Below are 15,929 nucleotides of genomic sequence, written 5' to 3'. Positions count from 1 at the left end.
AAAATCAGCCGGCGTTCACGTATTCGGCACACTCATCACGCCGGGATTGCCGACGATGGAGAGGAATTCGCGGCGCGTCGAAGGATCGCTGCGGAAGGTGCCGAGCATGCGCGAGGTCACCATCGTCACGCCGGCCTTATGCACGCCGCGCGTGGACATGCACTGGTGCGCCGCTTCGAGGATCACGCCCACGCCTTTGGGCTGAAGCACTTCGTTGAGCGTATCGGCGATCTGCGCGGTCATCTTTTCCTGGATCTGCAAACGCTTGGCGAATGCGTCGACCAGGCGCGCGAGCTTCGAAATCCCCACCACGCGATGCTCGGGCAGATAGGCCACGTGCGCGCGGCCGATGATCGGCACCATATGGTGTTCGCAGTAGCTTTCGAAGCGGATGTCCTTCAGCACGATCATTTCGTCGTAGCCATCGACTTCGGAGAAGGTGCGCGAGAGGATCTCGCGCGGATCGTGCTCGTAGCCCGCGAAAAATTCTTCGTAGGAGCGCACGACGCGCGCGGGCGTATCGAGCAGACCTTCACGCGAGGGATCGTCGCCGGCCCAGCGCAGCAGCACGCGCACGGCGTCTTCGGCCTGCGCGCGCGAGGGACGCTCGACGCTGGCGGGCGCCGTCGTAACAGTGGACTTCGACTTCCGTTTCTTCGCTTTTTCGGCGTTCTTTTCGTCGCTCATGCATCGGCTCCTGTCAGGTGGCCGCGCCGCTGCGACGTCGACCACGAAAGGCGCATTGTTCCACGATTCCCGCACACACGCGCAGCTTCACGGCGCGATCGCCTTAACGCGCCTTATTTAGGCCATTCGTCCATCGCATCGTTGAACAGTTCGGCGACCGTGCTGCGCAGCCATTCGCCGCGCGGCGCGTTGTGATACTTGCGATGCCAGTGCTGCTTGAGATCGAAGCGCGGCAAGGGCAGCGGCGGCTCGACCAGGGTGATCGACGCGTGCTCGGAAACATAGGCGAAGCCGATCGCGTGCGGCACCGTCGCAATCAGATCGGTGCGCGTGAGGATGAACGGCAGACTCATGAAGTGCGGCGTTTCCAGCACCGCGCGGCGGCGCAGGCGGTTCTTCTCCAGATAGTGCTCGAGTATTTCCTGGCTGCGGCCTTCGGCGCGCACGACCGCGTGACCGAGGCCGAGAAACTGTTCCATCGTCATCGTCTTGCCGGCGAGCGGATGGTCGCTGCGCATCAGGCAGATGAAGCGGTGCGTGAAGAGGCGCTGCTGGAAGAAGTTATTGCCGCCCAGGTCCGGGAAATAACCGACGGCCAGATCGACGTCGCCCGATTCCAGGCCGCGTTCCACCTGGTTCGGCGGCAGCGAGACCGAGCGCAGATTCGCGTGCGGCGCGCGCTTCGCGAACATCTGCACAAGACGCGGCAAAAACACGATCTCGCCGACATCCGATAGCGCAATCGAAAACGTGTGCGTGCTGGTGGCGGGATCGAAATCCTGCGCTTCGAGCATGCCTTTCTCGATCCGCACCAGCGCATCGCGCGCCGCCGGAATCAGGCCAAGCGCGCGCGGAGTGGGCTCCATACCGCGCGAAGTGCGCACGAAAAGCGGATCATTGAAGTACTCGCGCAGCTTGCCCAGCGCGGTGCTCACACGCGGCTGGCTCACGCCCAGACGCTCGGCCGCGCGGCTGACGTTGCGCGTCTCCTCCATCGCCACGAGGTAGGGAATCAGGTTCAGGTCGAGGTCGTGCATCGGAAGGCGGGGCAGGCAGGACTATGTCGAAACGGGATAAACCTTAGTGCATGAATCGGAATTTCCGATATTGGGGAAACTGCGCACAGCCGCGCGGGGATTGGTATCAGCGCACAACAAAGTCTGCAGCAAGCAGAAATCCCACGTTCGGAGACAAGAAAGTCTGCAGAAACGAGGGAAATCGTTGTGCGGTGCACAAATTAATAGCTAATTGCTATCGGAATTGAGTATCGATTTTTTGTCTCGGTTCCTCGACTGTCTCCAGTTGCTGGCGGCAATCCACCTGCTCCCCAATAGCGGACCAGCCGTGAGCTGTCGAGGCGGCCGGCGACCGGTCAGCCTGCAAGCATCGCTCGACCAGAAGCCATTCCAGCCCTCCTGCCGGATATTCCTGTGGCCACAGCATCGCTAGCGACTCCATCGACTCACGCAGCATGTCGCCCATTTGCGGGCAACTCACTATGCGCACCTGCTTTGCGAGCAGGCCCCTAGCTACCGTCAGCCGGTCCTGCGAGCGGCGCAAGCGCATATAACTCTCGTCGGCAATGCCGAGGTCATTGGAAGCAACGCCGACGTCTGATAACGAATCGGCGAGCAAGGCGCACAGCAGGTCAAGTCTCGACTGCTCACAGATGCAGGTGGACGGGGCGGTGTGCAGAAAGCTAGGGGTGTTGTGTTCAGCGTACATCCACGGTGTAGGTACAGTGGCCTCACGGAATGCGCGACAAACCTCATGCGAGGAGCTGCCAGGCCTCGACTTGTACTGCCCCGGCTAGCGCGTCCAACGTGTCCAACGTTATCGAAACGTTCCTGCTTTCAATCCTATAAACGTATTTCCGAGGCAGGCCGGCTGCTTCTGCGACCTCGACCTGTTTCAAACCGAGCTGTCCACGAAATTTGCAAAGATTCGTGGCGAGCGATGCGTCCAGGTCCCTTTCCTTGTAGCCAGCCGACGGCTGGGCTTGCCGCCGGGACAGCAAGAGGCACGGGTCGACTCCTAAGGAGACGGCAAGCCGGTTGACCGTGTCGAGGCGGACATTTGACGCCTTAGTTTCTAGATTAGGTACGGTGTTCTTGCCGAGACCGGCAGCGATGCTAAGTTCCACCTGTGTAGCGCCTAGGCGCTTCCGATGGAAATTGACGCTTTCTGCAAACAGGGCGCGCGAGGTCATTGGCTGCATAGAGCTCATTGTTAGCTAAAGACTTTGCAAGCGTCATCTAAAATTTTAGCTCGCAACTAAAATTTTAGGTTACAGCGACTTAGGTTTCGGAAACGCGCGAATCGTGCGCATGCACGCGAGCGGCTAGAGGACAACCGCCGATTTGACATCAATCTTTGGCCGTGCCCGCAAGCACGACGTTTGCCAGCCAATCGCCGAGTGAATAACCTCTGGGCGACTCGAAGTTCCCCTCGCTGTCACCATAGAAAACTTCGATGCCGAGCTCGTCCATGATTTCAGTGTGTGTTTTCCTGTCCGAGGTGAGCTTATTCGGGAGAACGAGGGCAAGCTTCGCTTGCGGTACCTTGAGGAGGCAGCGATAGACGAAGAGTTGCCCGATTCCCTTGTAGAGCGCGTCTGAGATGTTGCCTGGGTTCGACTTGCACTCAAAAATAGCGAGGACTTTGCCATCGCGCCGGATAGCTATGTCGACGTTGCCGTTTTGTTCAGTTACGCAGTGTTCAGGCAAGTACTTGCGGATTGTCGCATCCAGCAAGTTCGTCAAGACACCGTGCTCCACATGGACCATTCGGGTGCTGGCTTCAACCGTCTGTAACTTCACACCCTCGAACTCCGCAATCGGTCTAAAGATATCGCGGGTGCGCGGTACCGACGTGAACTCAGGCACGGCTTCACCATCAGAGGTCGCGTCAGTGCTCAAAATCACGGTTGCCAAACCTTCCTTGTTGTCTGGTTGAAGCCAGCGCGCACACGCTCGATGTACTCGCTCGCTCAGGCCGGGTTCCCTTTGCTCACATAAACGACAGACGGATGCATAACCATGCATTGGAAGGAAGCCTCGTACACCCATATCGCTAACCAGTTCCTCCGCTGTTACTGCTCCAAATCGGCGAGTTGTGCGGCCAGATTTCCAGCGCGCGTGCGAACAATTAGCGAGATGAACATGACTCTTCGCAGGGTGACTAACGCGCGGAGTGAACAGGTACCCCGTCGATTCGTGCTTCGTCAACCAAGCGTCCAATTCCTTTTGTGAATTAAGCAGTTTTATTGTCATCACAGTTCCTTTGGAAGAAGAGTTTCTCTATTCGGCTCGTTGTCGAGCACTCACGCCGTGTCAGCCTCGCTGTGGCGCGTCCGAGCGAAAGTGATTCATCCATACTGCATAAAAACAGAGGTCGCCCTCAAGACCAGTGGCTAATTGCCGTTACTGAGTGGGCAACGAGGGCGCGTTTGAGGGCGCCAGCATTACATCTTCTTGAAATCGCCTGCGCAGACGCGCAAGTTGTTCTAGCTCAAAAACTATGAAACTGTCGGTTGGTGGCATATCTAAAGAATTCGAGAATTCAAAGTATGTCCTTTATTTGTTCCTTGCTTTTGCGCCGCTGTATATGCGACCACTTGGTTTCGTTGGCGCAGGAAAGCCAACGTACACGAAGCTCAAAGGGTTATGGACTACGCCGTTCGCTGGGGCAGCATTAGCGGTAGGTGGAGGTTCCAAGCTCCTTCAGTGGATATATTTTCAGCAGGCTTCGGTTGTCGCTAAAGACGGTAGTGCATTTCGTCAAATGGCGCACATTGTCAACACTGGTTCGCAGACCCTATTCGCGCTCACCGTAGGTCTTATCTATGGGGTCGCGATTCTTCGATGGGGTTATCATCTGGCCGCGTCGACTGTTTGTCGCCACTGGGGTATTCAGGCTGCTAGAGTACCTCTGCTGTATTTTGTGGTGACTACCGCAACGTTTGGATTCTGGCTTGGTGTGATGGTCTGGGCCATGGGGTGGTTGTGTGAGCACTGGGATGCTCGCGTTGAAGACCTTGTAACGACCCTACCAGTCACGCACCCCGGCGCAATTTTGTTGATGCTACTTTGCTTTGGAGCGATGCTGCGTTGGGCGTCGTTTAACGGTGACGCTGGGTTTCGTCAAGTCTATGGAAATTCCGCGAAGCTGGCCTCGTTTGTTCAACTAGCACCTGCGTGCTTGGCATTCGCTATTTTGTACGTCTTTGCGCGTCCATGACTGCTTCCATCGGGAACAAAGCACGTGGCTGAAACGCATTTCGCGCTTCAATGCTGTTTTTGTCGAAGTCGTGCGCGATAGCAAACGGGTACAGAAAATAATAATTTGACGCGCAAAGCTGCCAGCAGGTGGGCGGCGCGCAGAACCTTGAGAGAGACCGTGGCCTTAACACTAACAATACTTGTCATCGTTGTCGCTGTAATCCTATGGCGATATTCCATTGCTGCCAAGGCATTATCAGCAAGCAAGAAGGAGAGTGCTGACCTTGCAACGCGGTTCGACGCCCTGCGAACTGCAAAGGAGGAGTGCGACTCCACGAATGCCCACGCGATTGCCACCTTGCAGGAACAACTGCGGTCAGCCGCCGCAGATAGGGACTCTCTCGCGAAGTTTGTCGATGTTCGCGACACGGCGCTCGAAGCCGACCGCATTCGTGCTGAAGCAGCCCAACTCATGGGCTTTGCTGAGAGCAAGTCCGCTGCTTCGGTTGCAGCCGCCGAGCAAGAGGCGACGCGACTTGTGGCCGATGCGACGGCCGAAGCGAAGCTCAAACGTAGCGAGGCAGAGCAGGTGATTTCGCGCGCCAGTTTGCAGGCAGCGAAGGTTATCGATGATGCCAATGCTCGAGCGGAGGAGATTGGCGGCGACGCTTTGCGAGCACTACAGGACGCCGACCGCTTGACGGCAACGATTGCCGCGATGAAAAACGTCGTCGAAGGTTATGGCGATTCGTACATGATTCCCAGCCACAGCTTGCTTGATGACCTTGCCGAGACGTATTCGCATACGGAGGCGGGCAAGCAACTCAAGGTCGCGCGTGATTATTCCAAGTTGATGGCAACGCAGAACCGAGCCGCTGAGTGCGACTACTCGGAACGGAACCGTCGCGAGACCGCCATCAGGTTCGTGGTCGATGCTTTCAACGGCAAGGTGGATTCCATCTTGTCGCGAGCCAGGGTGGACAACTTCGGCACACTGCAGCAAGAAATCAAGGATGCCGCTGCGCTAGTGAATCACAACGGCGCCGCATTCCGAAACGCACGGATTTTGAGGGAGTACATCGACGCCCGCATTGAGGAGCTGGTCTGGGCGGTGCGCACTCACGAGCTTCGAGAGCGGGAAAAGGAGGAGCAGCGCCAGATTCGCGAGCAGATGCGCGAAGAGGAAAAGGCGCGCCGCGAGTATGAACGCGCCATGCGCGACGCCGCGAAAGAGGAAGACCTCATTCGCCGCGCGATGGAGAAGGCTCAAGGGCAGATTGCTCGGGCAACGGAGGAGCAGAAGGCGCAGTTTGAGGCCCAACTGGCCGAACTCGCCGAGAAGCTGCGCCAAGCTGAAGAAAAGAACCAGCGAGCGCTATCGATGGCGCAGCAAACGAAGGCAGGTCACGTTTACATCATTTCCAACATCGGCTCGTTCGGCGAGCATGTCTACAAGGTTGGACTGACGCGTCGCCTTGAACCTATGGACCGTGTTCGCGAGCTTGGCGACGCGAGTGTGCCGTTCTCCTTCGATGTCCACGCGATGATTTGGTCGGAGAACGCGCCCGACCTTGAACGCACGCTGCATCGCAAATTCTTCGAGGCTCAGGTCAACAAGGTCAATCCCCGCAAGGAGTTCTTCCGTGTTGGGCTAGCGGACTTGCGGGCCACCGTCGAAGATATGGGGTTGAACGTGTCGTGGACGATGATGGCGGCCGCTGTAGAGTATCGCGAGAGCCTTGCTATTGCGCGTCAGATTGAGGCGGACCCGGAGCTCCGAGACAAGTGGTTCCGGCAGCAAAATGCTTATGAAGCGACGCTGGAAGTTGATGAAGGTAGTGCGATGGATGCCGAAGCTGCGGCTTGATGCTGGCCGGCGGTGCCACCGACTCCGGAAACGGTTATCTCAGCGTTCTACGGAGCTTTCGACCAAGAGACGGCAATCCGGGAAACAGCTTCCAATTTTGCTGAGCCCGCAGCGGCGACATTGGGGACATTCAGAGCACTTCGTGACCTCCGTCTCGTTGGCCTCACGAAAGTGCCAGACCGTCCGAGCATCTTTGACACAGAATTCCGTCATTTGCGACTAGGCATACCGTCGGCACCTAGTGCAAAGGACAGCTAGGTATCTCGTGTGGACCGTTTGCGCGACAACGCCGACAATGTACTCGTGTTCGATATACGTAAGGTGAAACTCAGTCGTGTCGACAAGTCCACCGCACTTCGCACAGGCTTCAATCGGACCGAAGCCGGGCCTTTTTATAGGCACGCCTTCATCCAACATCACGTCGTGCCGGCGCGTTTCGAGACAGAGTTCTGAGCAGTAGCATTCGATGCCCAGTGAACCCCGTATCTCGATTTCGGGGTACCCCGGGCCGAAGATTACACGTTCCCAACCCCTTGAGATTTCGAAAACCCGCTTGCTGAACAGCTTGTCGCAGCAGAAGCATTCATAAGTGACCAACGAGTGTTCATCCATTTTGGACCTCAAGTTGTTCGTCAGCTCACCCTGTGCAGCATGTCGCTCGCTTAGCCATGGGACCTTGATTCCGCAGCCAGATGCGGCGTGACTGAGGCCCCATCTTCGACACGCACAATATGTCGGTGTCGCTTGATGGTCACGATTGGCCGCTTGCCAATCGAATCATTGGGAATAGGTTTGGTTGACGCGTACGTGTTCTCTCTGACCGCGTCTTCCGAATCACCCGAATCGACTTCTTCGGGCGCACCTCGCCGTAGCTCTTCGTAAGCATCCAAAATCGCAGTCGGACGCCATGCTTCGAGAAGCGAACGCGCATCATTGCCGTCGAGCTCTAGCACCCTTGAAAGCAGCTCAGCCTGCACGCTATATCTGGAGGCCAATTCGTCGGCGCTCAGATTCTCGTCCCACGCGAGAGTCTCTCTGCCCATCAGTTCTATCGGAGCATTCCTGTGCAGTTGCGAGTATCCGTCAAACCCGAACAATTTCGCGATGAGCTCGAGGGCGTGTCCGTGGCAGAAGCCTTCTTTTTGAATGAGCTTTCGCAGGTCACGCGCTCTGCGCCTGACGACCTCAACCGGGACGAAGAGCTTTGCAATCGAAGTGGCAACAGAATTGACCTCAAGTCTTGCGCGAAGAGCATACGTACTGTCTTGGCGTGTGTCTTGCACAATCGTCTCGGCGACAGTCTGCTTGTAGGGATGAAAGGTCTCGCTGAGGCGTTGCATGTACTCTGCGTCGAGCCCGGCGCCGAGGCGCTCTAATTCTCGCTTCGCTTCGTGCATTCGAGCTTGCATTCCATACGTTGCGGTCGCTGCGGTGCTACTTGACGGCTTCCACTGGTCGAGAATGCCGCGTGCACACTTTGACGTGACCCGAAGGCACTTCGCTAGCGAGTTTGTTTGGAACCTGAGTCGGTCCGACATCGTTGGTTTGTCAATCTCATGGTCCCATTTGACTGGGTATCCCCAATCGAATGCAAGGTACTCGAGGACGTTCGCATACGATTCGTAGCCAAAGACGAAAGCGGTGACGTCAAGAGCGCGACTTTCGCTCAGTTCGCGGGGAGCTATTTGACACAGCCTTTCGGCGATGCGTCTCATCTCAGTGGCGGAGGGCGGGAAAAACGTAAACCAGCGCGTGTCGTACATGGGTTGCTCCTTTCTGTCGGGTCCCAAGTGCAAGCGTGTTTTGCTTCGTCGATTCGACTGCGCCGGTGGGGCCAATTGACGGCAAGAAACTGAATGTTATGTGCGACATATCTTCGCGCACCAACTGGGGCGGATGTCAAAGGCGCGTGCTTCAACCTGCAACCAGCGCCGCCTCGCGCCGTGATGCAGTACCGCTGGCGTGGCCTTGCGGAAGTGAACGTGGCGCATTGTGGAATTGGCCCCAATTTCACGCAGGGAAAAGATACTTCGCACCATAGTGCTGTTCCTCAAAAATAGGGTATTTAAAAAACGGAGTAACTAGCAAGAAATATGTGTGTGACCAGGAAAAATACCTAGAAAAACTCGTGTGTCTGCGATGAAAATCGATTCTGAAAGTGTTGACGTCGTCCTACTTTTATTGTGTTATAACGAGCAGGCAGGAGATGCGAAAACGCGTGCAGCAGCATGGATTGCCTGATGCGCTGCAGTAGATGCGAATTGGCGTCAGAGCGTCGCTGAACCGAGGCTAACTGCGGAAAGCATGCGGCGACGGGCTTCGTACGCAATTCGTGTGTACGAGAACGGTAGCGAGCAGCCACTGGGGGCGGTCAGCTAGAGGAGTGCCAGCGTCGTGCCGGCAGCGTATGGAACCTTGTCATGGCTGCGATATCTGTGGTGCTCGCTGGCGACGAGGAACTGCCGCCAAGACCGATACATCCGTGGCGCAGAGAGCCCTGAGGTGTGACTTGGTCAGCCGTAGCGTAACGCTGCTACGTGGTGAATGTTGGAACGTGGTAATCGTTCGGACGACCTGGCAAACAGCGATTGCGCACAAGCAGGGTCCAACCAACAAGCCTAAGACAATAGTGCGGTCAGCCAAATGCACTCAGAACTGACACTGATAGCAGTGGTACTAGTCGGCGCCGCGGCGTTGGGCTTGTTGATAGGCCGGCTGGTTCGCGGGCGACGGCCCCGAGCAGAAGTGGAGCGGCCGCGTATTGCGCTCAGTGCGGCATGCCTTCGTGATGCCTTCTGCAAGCAGGTTTCGCCGCATACACGCGTGCGGTGCGCGTTTGACGCGAGCTATCTTTGCTGCTGCGAGCTTTCCGAGGCGAAGGGGCTTAAGGTGAACGAGTATACGCATCCAAACGCGCACCTAATATGTGTCGGACTACTAAATATAGACGCACTATCTGACATGGACGCTCTGAGGGCCCTTGCTGCCTGGAGTGCTGAGGTCGCTCCGTCGCTACCTAGTGTGAGTCTGACGGATGCGTGCAGGCTTGCTGCACGCATCCACTCGAGAACGGTCTCTGTCTTCTCGTAGGTGTCAACGGACTGGAATCGGCGGAGGAGGGAATGCGAGCGAAGCCTAAGGTGTTCCGGGACGCGCATGCCGAAGACGGCAACCCTGCGCTTGTCATCGAAATATACGACGGCGAGTACAGCGGCGACCTGAGCGTCTTAACGGACCTATGTAGCGTTGAGGGCAGCGCCCGAGCGTATGACAGGCCGCCCTATAGCACCCTGGAAGAGGTGCACAAAATACTGGACCTTTGCGAAAAGAGGTACAGCGCACCTTTGCCGCAGAGCAGCCTGCTAACGGTGGTCATCGGCCGAAAAGGCGCTGGTCCGTTGGTGCGGTTGGACGTGTATGCAAAAAACGGCCAAGCAAGCGCCAGCGTGCTGTCCAATACCGAACCGCGGTGGGACACAGGAGCGATTTGCTATCTGCCGGAGGACAACGTGATAAACATTGTCCGCAAGTTGCTGGCCTCAACATGACAGTCGCCTGAGGTTATCGTGGTCGGCTCAGATTGTGGTCGGAAGGCTTGCCGTGGGACTGCCTGATGCGAGATAGACCGAAAGCACTGTGGCGGGAAGCGAGCAACTACGAGCTCATGTCCGTGGCGGAAACGGCGCGACGGCTCCACGTTAGCCGGTCCTATGTTCGAAACAAGCTGTTTCGCAAACGCCTCCTGCTGCCTGTGCTCATCTGGCACGGCCGCCATTTTTTGCTGCGAGCCAAAGTCGACGCCTATCGCCAAAGGCGCCGGAGAATTGGGCTTAAGGTGCTGCGCGAGATGGCGCGCATACAACAAGAGGCGGGGGGCATACGAAGGAGGTCGGAAGAGTGAATGAATATGCACTGGCGACAGAGAGGCCGCCTCACGCCTGGGGCACGGAGAGGGGCCGGTATTTGCCTAGCGACGGTGCCGTGGATGTTGTGCCCAAAATTCTTGCCGCCATGGCTACGTTATGACATCGAGCCGTGGTGCGTGGCGCAATTCGGACCTGCAAGTACGCCTGAGGCGACGCCGACTAGTTCAGCGTGGAGAGCTTTTGTCCTCAGACCGCTTTCGAAGAAAATTCGGTCTCTCGCACGCCCGCTTGCAGGACATGGAGCGGCGCGGCGAACTGTTCTCAGTACCGATTGGCAACAACCGCTACTTTCCAGCGGTACTTGCGGACAAGTCGCTCGACCGTCACCGCTTAAGGAAGCTACTTCAACGGCTGCCGCCTGCCATGCCGTCAATGGAGAAATACCTCTTGCTGGTCAGTCGTCGCGGTTCACTTGCGGACAAGTCACCCTTGCAATCAACGCGCCGAGCCAAACGGTACCGCATCGCTTTGCGCGTTGCTGATGCTGAGGCGGACGCAACTTGACTCGAGAGGGCACTCAAGGCAGGTGAAGTTTCCGGGGCTGCCTCGCGTTTCGACGGTCCGGCATTCCTTTGGCGCATGGGGCAACGTTTCTGCGGTAAGGCGAGCTGAACGCTCGCGCGGAGCAACATCTCGGGAACTGGAGGAGTGGGCAAATGTTAAAGCTGAAGTTTTACCCAAACTCGCGCGGCGTCTGGGTCGGAGAACTGCTTTGCGACGAGACCAGGCTGCTTGCCACGACGCATCCGGCGACAATTGCCGCTGCCATTTTCGCAATGGACGAGTACAGTTTGTGCGTTGAGACGGGTGTGGGAAGCTTTGAGATAACGTATCCCTTCGATGCGGGCGAAGCAGACCAGGTGGGTGAGTTGGTACAGGACGCACCGATGGGTGAATGGATGAGGCTGTTCGTTATTTTCTCACGCTTCGATTTCGCCAATCCTCTTCCGTACGACACAAAGGCAGAAATTCATTTTCGTGTGGCGGTCTACCACCTTCCACCAGAACTTGTGAAAGTTCGTCCACTGGGACCGGAGCCGAAGGACTTCAAACGGCAGCTGAAGAATCGGAATCGATTCATCTACTATCCATGGTGCTGAGAGCGGCGCCACGGCTGAATTCGGCAGTCTGCCGACGCGGAAGTCGGGCATCGGAGAGGTCGACTGCTATCCCCTAGTGGCGACAGAAAGCTCGGTGCACGTGCACGCAGGTATGTATCTCGCGCACGACTTTTCGTCGCGATGTCCCTAGTGTGCATCGGGCGGCATTCGGCCATGCCGGGCAAAGTGCCTTGGGAACGAATCGCGCAGGCATTCCAACACATCGATACGCCGGTTGCATATGGGAATCCAGTGATAGAGAGGAACAGATGCGTGATGAACTTCAGAAAAGCCTGCGCGAGCGCTACCCGCTCATTTTTGGCGCTGCTCCGGGGCATCGTGACCCGTTCGGCCCGGTGCTAGGTCCATTCCCGGTCTGGGGATTCGAGTGTGGTGATGGCTGGTTCGACTTACTTGATGCGCTAGCCCTGAACCTTCAGTACGCGACCAAATCCGCAGGCGCACCGCAGGTGGTCGCAGCGCAGGTGAAGGAAAAATTCGGGCGCCTGTGCTTCTATACGGACGGAGCAGATGCCCGGCAGCGTGCCATGATTGAACTGGCCGAGACAATGAGCAGCCGGATTTGCGAGGTATGCGGAAACAGGGGAACACTGACCAGCGCAAATGGCTGGATGATGACACGCTGCCCTGCTCACGCCGCAGGTAGCGAAGAATAAGTGTGTCGCGTCGAGATGCCTGCTTCGCGAATGGGCGTTCTAGTGCGTCTTCGGTAACGCGCAGGAGCTGAGTCGCAGCGGTAAGTCACAGCGATGGACTCCACCTGTTTAGGGAAAATCGACAACCGTTTTTCTGGCTAGGTCGCCCCACACTAGGCAAGTGGACTCCTCAGTCTACGTGTAACCTCATATACAGTTTCTGGAAGGGCTACAAACTGGCGCAACCGTTTCGACTAGGTGATTACGGTTGAAATCCCTCTGGTCTAAATGCTGCAGGGACGGCTTATATGATGCAGATAGCCGTTAAATCGACTGTTCTGCGATAAACATTCTTGCCTAACCACGGAACGAACGTGTATTCGTCGTACGCGTTGCTTCCGATGAAAATCCAGTGACTCAGAACATTGGTCATGACACTCTCCTCGATACGCCATTAAAGTATTGCGGAGCGGGTGTCGAATCTCAATTTCGCTCAACAAGAAAAACTGACGCGGTTGGACGCCGGTGGTGCGGCGATGTGCGTCATATTTGTGGTGCGTGTTGAATCAGGTTGCTGGCTCAAATGAATAAGCTGACAAACTTCAGGAGGAGAAGTACGGCTCTTGATTTTACTTGGAATCGGAGTTTTTCTCTGCAGCGCACTCTCAAGGCTTTCAAAGTCTTAGAGTTTTCAGTACGCGACGCCTGCTAAAGCGGACCTCTGTTGCGGTGTACGGGACGGCGATGAAGGACCAAGTGGAATGATTTAAGCGAATCAAACAATATAACTCTGTATGCAATTTGCTGCGGTATCGTTGCGTCATCTCGCGTCACAATTAACTTATGTTGCGAAGTTGATTCGCTTATTTTGAATGGAAATACTCGTCCCATAGTTGGCTAAAGCGCTTGATGTATGGATTGTAAGGAATCTACCTTTCGGGGATTTGTGTCACCGCGGAGTTCCGTTGCCCGCGTATATCTTGCAATCTCTCATAGTTGATTTTTCAGACGGCAATTTCGTCCTTGAAGGATATCAAGCATGAACTCAAGCGCGAGTCGTTCAATTGAGGTTGATCTTCTGCGGGGAGTTATCTTTTTCGTGATAGCTCTTGACCACACCTTGAGCGGCTTGCTCCGGAACATCACGCTACACAGCTATGCGTATTGTGACGCGGCAGAAGGATTCGTGTTTTTGGGCGGCTATGCGTCGGCCGCAGCATACACGGGCGTTGCCAAAGCACGCGGTGAGATTGCCGCCAAGCGACGTTTTCTGAGGCGTGCGTGGCAGATATACCGCGCGTACCTGATTACTGCGGCACTAATGTTAGTGTGCAGCGCGATACTGGCGCGAGGGGCTGGTCTGCGTATCGACGGAGTGGTGTTATCTAGGATTGTGTTAAATCCGTTGCACTCGCTAGCAGATATCGCTCTGTTCCGCCGACAGCCGACACTGGCGGGAGTGTTGCCAATGTACGTTGTTTTTGCGCTGTGTGTACCGCTCACCGCGCCTCTCGCTCGAGATACTCCGGCGAAGGCCCTCGCACTGAGCTTTACCTTATGGCTCTTTGCTCCATGGCTGGGCGCAACGCTACCAGACGCGACTGGCGAGGGATGGGCGTTCAATCCCTTTGCCTGGCAGCTGATGTTCACCTTAGGAATGCTCTGCCGACTGCACCCGGTGTCTTCGCAATTTCAGGTTTCGAATAGAGGCAGATTTCTCACAAGTGCCGCCTTTTGCGTTGCGTTGGCGATTGCTCTATTCAGGCTTAGAGTTGACGTTCACCCGACGCCTGGATACATGAAGCAGAACCTCGCCGGTCTACGCGTAGTCAGCTTTCTCGCGATTGCTTGGCTCTGTGCGCAGTTTGTGCGAATAGGGTGGGGTCGAGCTTTGGCGACGCGTTTGACATGCGTGACCACCGTCGGTCAGCAAGGGCTGGTGTGTTTCGTTGCCGGTGGCGTTGTATCAATTCTGACCGATACATGCCTTCAATTCTTTCTGTCGAGGTGGTCTTCGGCAACGTTGGTGAACTGGCCCATACGCTTACTTGGTGACGCGTTCGTGATTGTAGCGCTGTTGTTTATCGGACATCTTTCGGCTGAGATTAAGCGGCTGCAAGCCTTCCGTTCGACGGAACGCGAAGTCATCAGAAGCATGCGAGAGGACTACCGTCTTCAGGTTCAACGGTGATGCGACCTACCAATTGTTAGCGAAGGACTGCCCGGACCAGACCGCGCCTCGGGTGGCAACTTTGTCTGGTTTGGATTGCGCAAGTACCGTTGTAAGTTCATAGCCACCGGCGCCGCGCCAGACTAGGCGGCGACTGCGCTTAATGCGACGAAGGCCATAGCCCATGTTCGCGACACACCTGCTTCGAGACCTGGGCCTGAAGAGTGCGGTGACTTGGAGTGGCCGCGACCGCGGTCGTTCGTCGGCCGACTCGCTGGGCGGATGTCGACCGCTCGGTCAAAGCGCACTTCAAGACGGGGCTGAAGAAGCAACTGGAGACATCTTGGGTGCCGGGCGCTGAACTGCGCTGGCTCTTCGTCGGTTGCCGCAATGGCGCGTTGCGTGGCGTCGGCTAACGTCTGGTATCCCTGGTCCGCGATGGAGCAAGCCCACCAGACATCGTTGTACTTGCGGTCGGCCGCTGCAATAGCGGCATCTATGAAGCTGCGACTTCTGCTAGGAAAGAAGGTCGAAACTTTTCCTAAATAGGTCCTACCGCGGCCGTCGACGTACGTCGGCTATCGCTGCAACGGACGCTCGAGAGGATTGGCCACGGCGCCTTGGTGTCGAAGGTCGTTCCGTCGACGATACCTGCATGTTTGCCCCGTTTTAGCGGAAACTTTTCGCCGATAGCGATTTCGGAATCTGAGCGCGAGTGTGCCTAGCTCGCTTTGTTCGTATGCCTACAATCGGTAAAAAGCACGAACCCAATAGCTGCAACAGTAGCAACTGTCACCACACCTAGCGCAATAAATCCTATCCACTGCGCCGGCAGTGCTGAGTCTACGATGGCGTACAGGTCAAACCAATGCGCGCCTGTGTGGGAGCTGAAGGGCATGCTATGTCCGGTCGGGTTAAGCCTCGTACTGTGTAAATACTCCAATGTTTACGTACATCGTAATGCGCCATTGGGAGTAGCCAGCCGAATTTAAGGCACTGTGCAGATTCGAGTCGAGTTCCGTAAGCGTCTATGTTCAAAAGTGGTCCGTCAATTTCGCACTTGTCCGATTCTCTGACGCTGTGTGACGCTCAGCGCACCGCCAGTTGTTGCGATTCGGTCGTTCTCGAAAGGAGGGCGACTTGGCCGGCTGGTACCTGGTTTGGATTGCGTCAACGTGCGTCAGAAATTTTTCCTCTGCGAAATTGAACGCGATTATTTGGTCAAAAATACTTGAGTTCTTAAGGCGCTTATCCACAAAGCTCTATGGTGCTCGGCACTGGCAGCGATGACCAGTGCGAGGTC

Annotated in this window: 13 protein-coding genes; 8 read left to right on the top strand and 5 right to left on the bottom strand. The window is 56.4% G+C overall.

Going from position 1 to position 15,929, the window contains the following annotated elements; translation table 11 throughout:
* Positions 1-15 precede the first annotated feature (15 nt).
* The 4 genes from folE to G3N59_RS11715 all read right to left on the bottom strand — a co-directional run bounded on the left by folE (position 16) and on the right by G3N59_RS11715 (position 3,620).
* Positions 16-687: a GTP cyclohydrolase I FolE gene (folE, locus tag G3N59_RS11735; RefSeq protein WP_205982778.1), complete on the bottom strand. Its 672-nt coding sequence runs from the start codon at positions 685-687 to the stop codon at positions 16-18.
* 113 nt (positions 688-800) lie between these two features.
* Complete coding sequence (locus tag G3N59_RS11730) at positions 801-1,724, bottom strand: LysR family transcriptional regulator (protein WP_205982777.1); 924 nt, start codon at positions 1,722-1,724, stop codon at positions 801-803.
* Positions 1,725-1,938: 214 nt separating this feature from the next.
* Positions 1,939-2,412 (bottom strand): hypothetical protein, encoded by a 474-nt coding sequence (locus G3N59_RS11725; RefSeq protein ID WP_205982776.1) that lies wholly within the window; start codon positions 2,410-2,412, stop codon positions 1,939-1,941.
* 641 nt (positions 2,413-3,053) lie between these two features.
* Positions 3,054-3,620 carry a hypothetical protein gene (locus G3N59_RS11715; RefSeq protein WP_205982774.1) on the bottom strand — a complete coding sequence of 189 codons (567 nt, stop codon included), beginning with the start codon at positions 3,618-3,620 and terminating at the stop codon, positions 3,054-3,056.
* Between the two features lie 586 nt (positions 3,621-4,206).
* On the opposite strand from G3N59_RS11715, the gene G3N59_RS11710 reads away from it, so the two are divergent.
* Positions 4,207-4,926, top strand: a complete 720-nt coding sequence (locus G3N59_RS11710) for a hypothetical protein (RefSeq protein ID WP_205982773.1) — start codon at positions 4,207-4,209, stop codon at positions 4,924-4,926.
* A 147-nt stretch (positions 4,927-5,073) separates the two neighbouring features.
* Complete coding sequence (locus tag G3N59_RS11705; RefSeq protein WP_241023382.1) at positions 5,074-6,774, top strand: DUF4041 domain-containing protein; 1,701 nt, start codon at positions 5,074-5,076, stop codon at positions 6,772-6,774.
* A gap of 662 nt (positions 6,775-7,436) precedes the next feature.
* On the opposite strand, the gene G3N59_RS11700 is transcribed toward G3N59_RS11705, so the two are convergent.
* Entirely contained in the window at positions 7,437-8,537 is a 1,101-nt protein-coding gene (locus G3N59_RS11700) for a hypothetical protein (protein WP_205982772.1), read from the bottom strand.
* A 1,359-nt stretch (positions 8,538-9,896) separates the two neighbouring features.
* Here G3N59_RS11700 and G3N59_RS11695 point away from each other — a divergent pair.
* From G3N59_RS11695 to G3N59_RS11670, 6 genes are all read left to right on the top strand, one after another.
* A complete protein-coding gene (locus G3N59_RS11695; protein ID WP_205982771.1) occupies positions 9,897-10,322 on the top strand; it encodes a hypothetical protein in 426 nt (141 codons plus the stop codon).
* Between the two features lie 558 nt (positions 10,323-10,880).
* Complete coding sequence (locus G3N59_RS11690) at positions 10,881-11,204, top strand: hypothetical protein (RefSeq protein ID WP_205982770.1); 324 nt, start codon at positions 10,881-10,883, stop codon at positions 11,202-11,204.
* Positions 11,205-11,356: 152 nt separating this feature from the next.
* On the top strand, positions 11,357-11,800 hold the full coding sequence (locus G3N59_RS11685) for a hypothetical protein (protein WP_205982769.1): 444 nt from the start codon (positions 11,357-11,359) through the stop codon (positions 11,798-11,800).
* A 269-nt stretch (positions 11,801-12,069) separates the two neighbouring features.
* The gene (locus G3N59_RS11680) at positions 12,070-12,477 is read left to right on the top strand and encodes a hypothetical protein (RefSeq protein WP_205982768.1); all 408 of its coding nucleotides are present in this window, start codon (positions 12,070-12,072) and stop codon (positions 12,475-12,477) included.
* Between the two features lie 1,018 nt (positions 12,478-13,495).
* Positions 13,496-14,647: an OpgC domain-containing protein gene (locus G3N59_RS11675; protein ID WP_205982767.1), complete on the top strand. Its 1,152-nt coding sequence runs from the start codon at positions 13,496-13,498 to the stop codon at positions 14,645-14,647.
* 218 nt (positions 14,648-14,865) lie between these two features.
* Positions 14,866-15,042: a hypothetical protein gene (locus tag G3N59_RS11670; protein WP_205982766.1), complete on the top strand. Its 177-nt coding sequence runs from the start codon at positions 14,866-14,868 to the stop codon at positions 15,040-15,042.
* Positions 15,043-15,929 lie beyond the last annotated feature (887 nt).

Source organism: Paraburkholderia sp. Ac-20340, from assembly GCF_017104965.1.
Classification (GTDB): Bacteria; Pseudomonadota; Gammaproteobacteria; order Burkholderiales; family Burkholderiaceae; genus Paraburkholderia.
This window is presented reverse-complemented; position numbering and strand designations above follow the sequence as displayed.

What these genes read in the sequence shown, in the direction of transcription:
- folE (WP_205982778.1), bottom strand. Translation starts at nt 687, where the DNA reads ATGAGCGACGAAAAGAACGCCGAAAAAGCGAAGAAACGGAAGTCGAAG.
- G3N59_RS11730 (WP_205982777.1), bottom strand. Translation starts at nt 1,724, where the DNA reads ATGCACGACCTCGACCTGAACCTGATTCCCTACCTCGTGGCGATGGAG.
- G3N59_RS11725 (WP_205982776.1), bottom strand. Translation starts at nt 2,412, where the DNA reads ATGTACGCTGAACACAACACCCCTAGCTTTCTGCACACCGCCCCGTCC.
- G3N59_RS11710 (WP_205982773.1), top strand. Translation starts at nt 4,207, where the DNA reads ATGAAACTGTCGGTTGGTGGCATATCTAAAGAATTCGAGAATTCAAAG.
- G3N59_RS11700 (WP_205982772.1), bottom strand. Translation starts at nt 8,537, where the DNA reads ATGTACGACACGCGCTGGTTTACGTTTTTCCCGCCCTCCGCCACTGAG.
- G3N59_RS11695 (WP_205982771.1), top strand. Translation starts at nt 9,897, where the DNA reads ATGCGAGCGAAGCCTAAGGTGTTCCGGGACGCGCATGCCGAAGACGGC.
- G3N59_RS11685 (WP_205982769.1), top strand. Translation starts at nt 11,357, where the DNA reads ATGTTAAAGCTGAAGTTTTACCCAAACTCGCGCGGCGTCTGGGTCGGA.
- G3N59_RS11680 (WP_205982768.1), top strand. Translation starts at nt 12,070, where the DNA reads ATGCGTGATGAACTTCAGAAAAGCCTGCGCGAGCGCTACCCGCTCATT.
- G3N59_RS11675 (WP_205982767.1), top strand. Translation starts at nt 13,496, where the DNA reads ATGAACTCAAGCGCGAGTCGTTCAATTGAGGTTGATCTTCTGCGGGGA.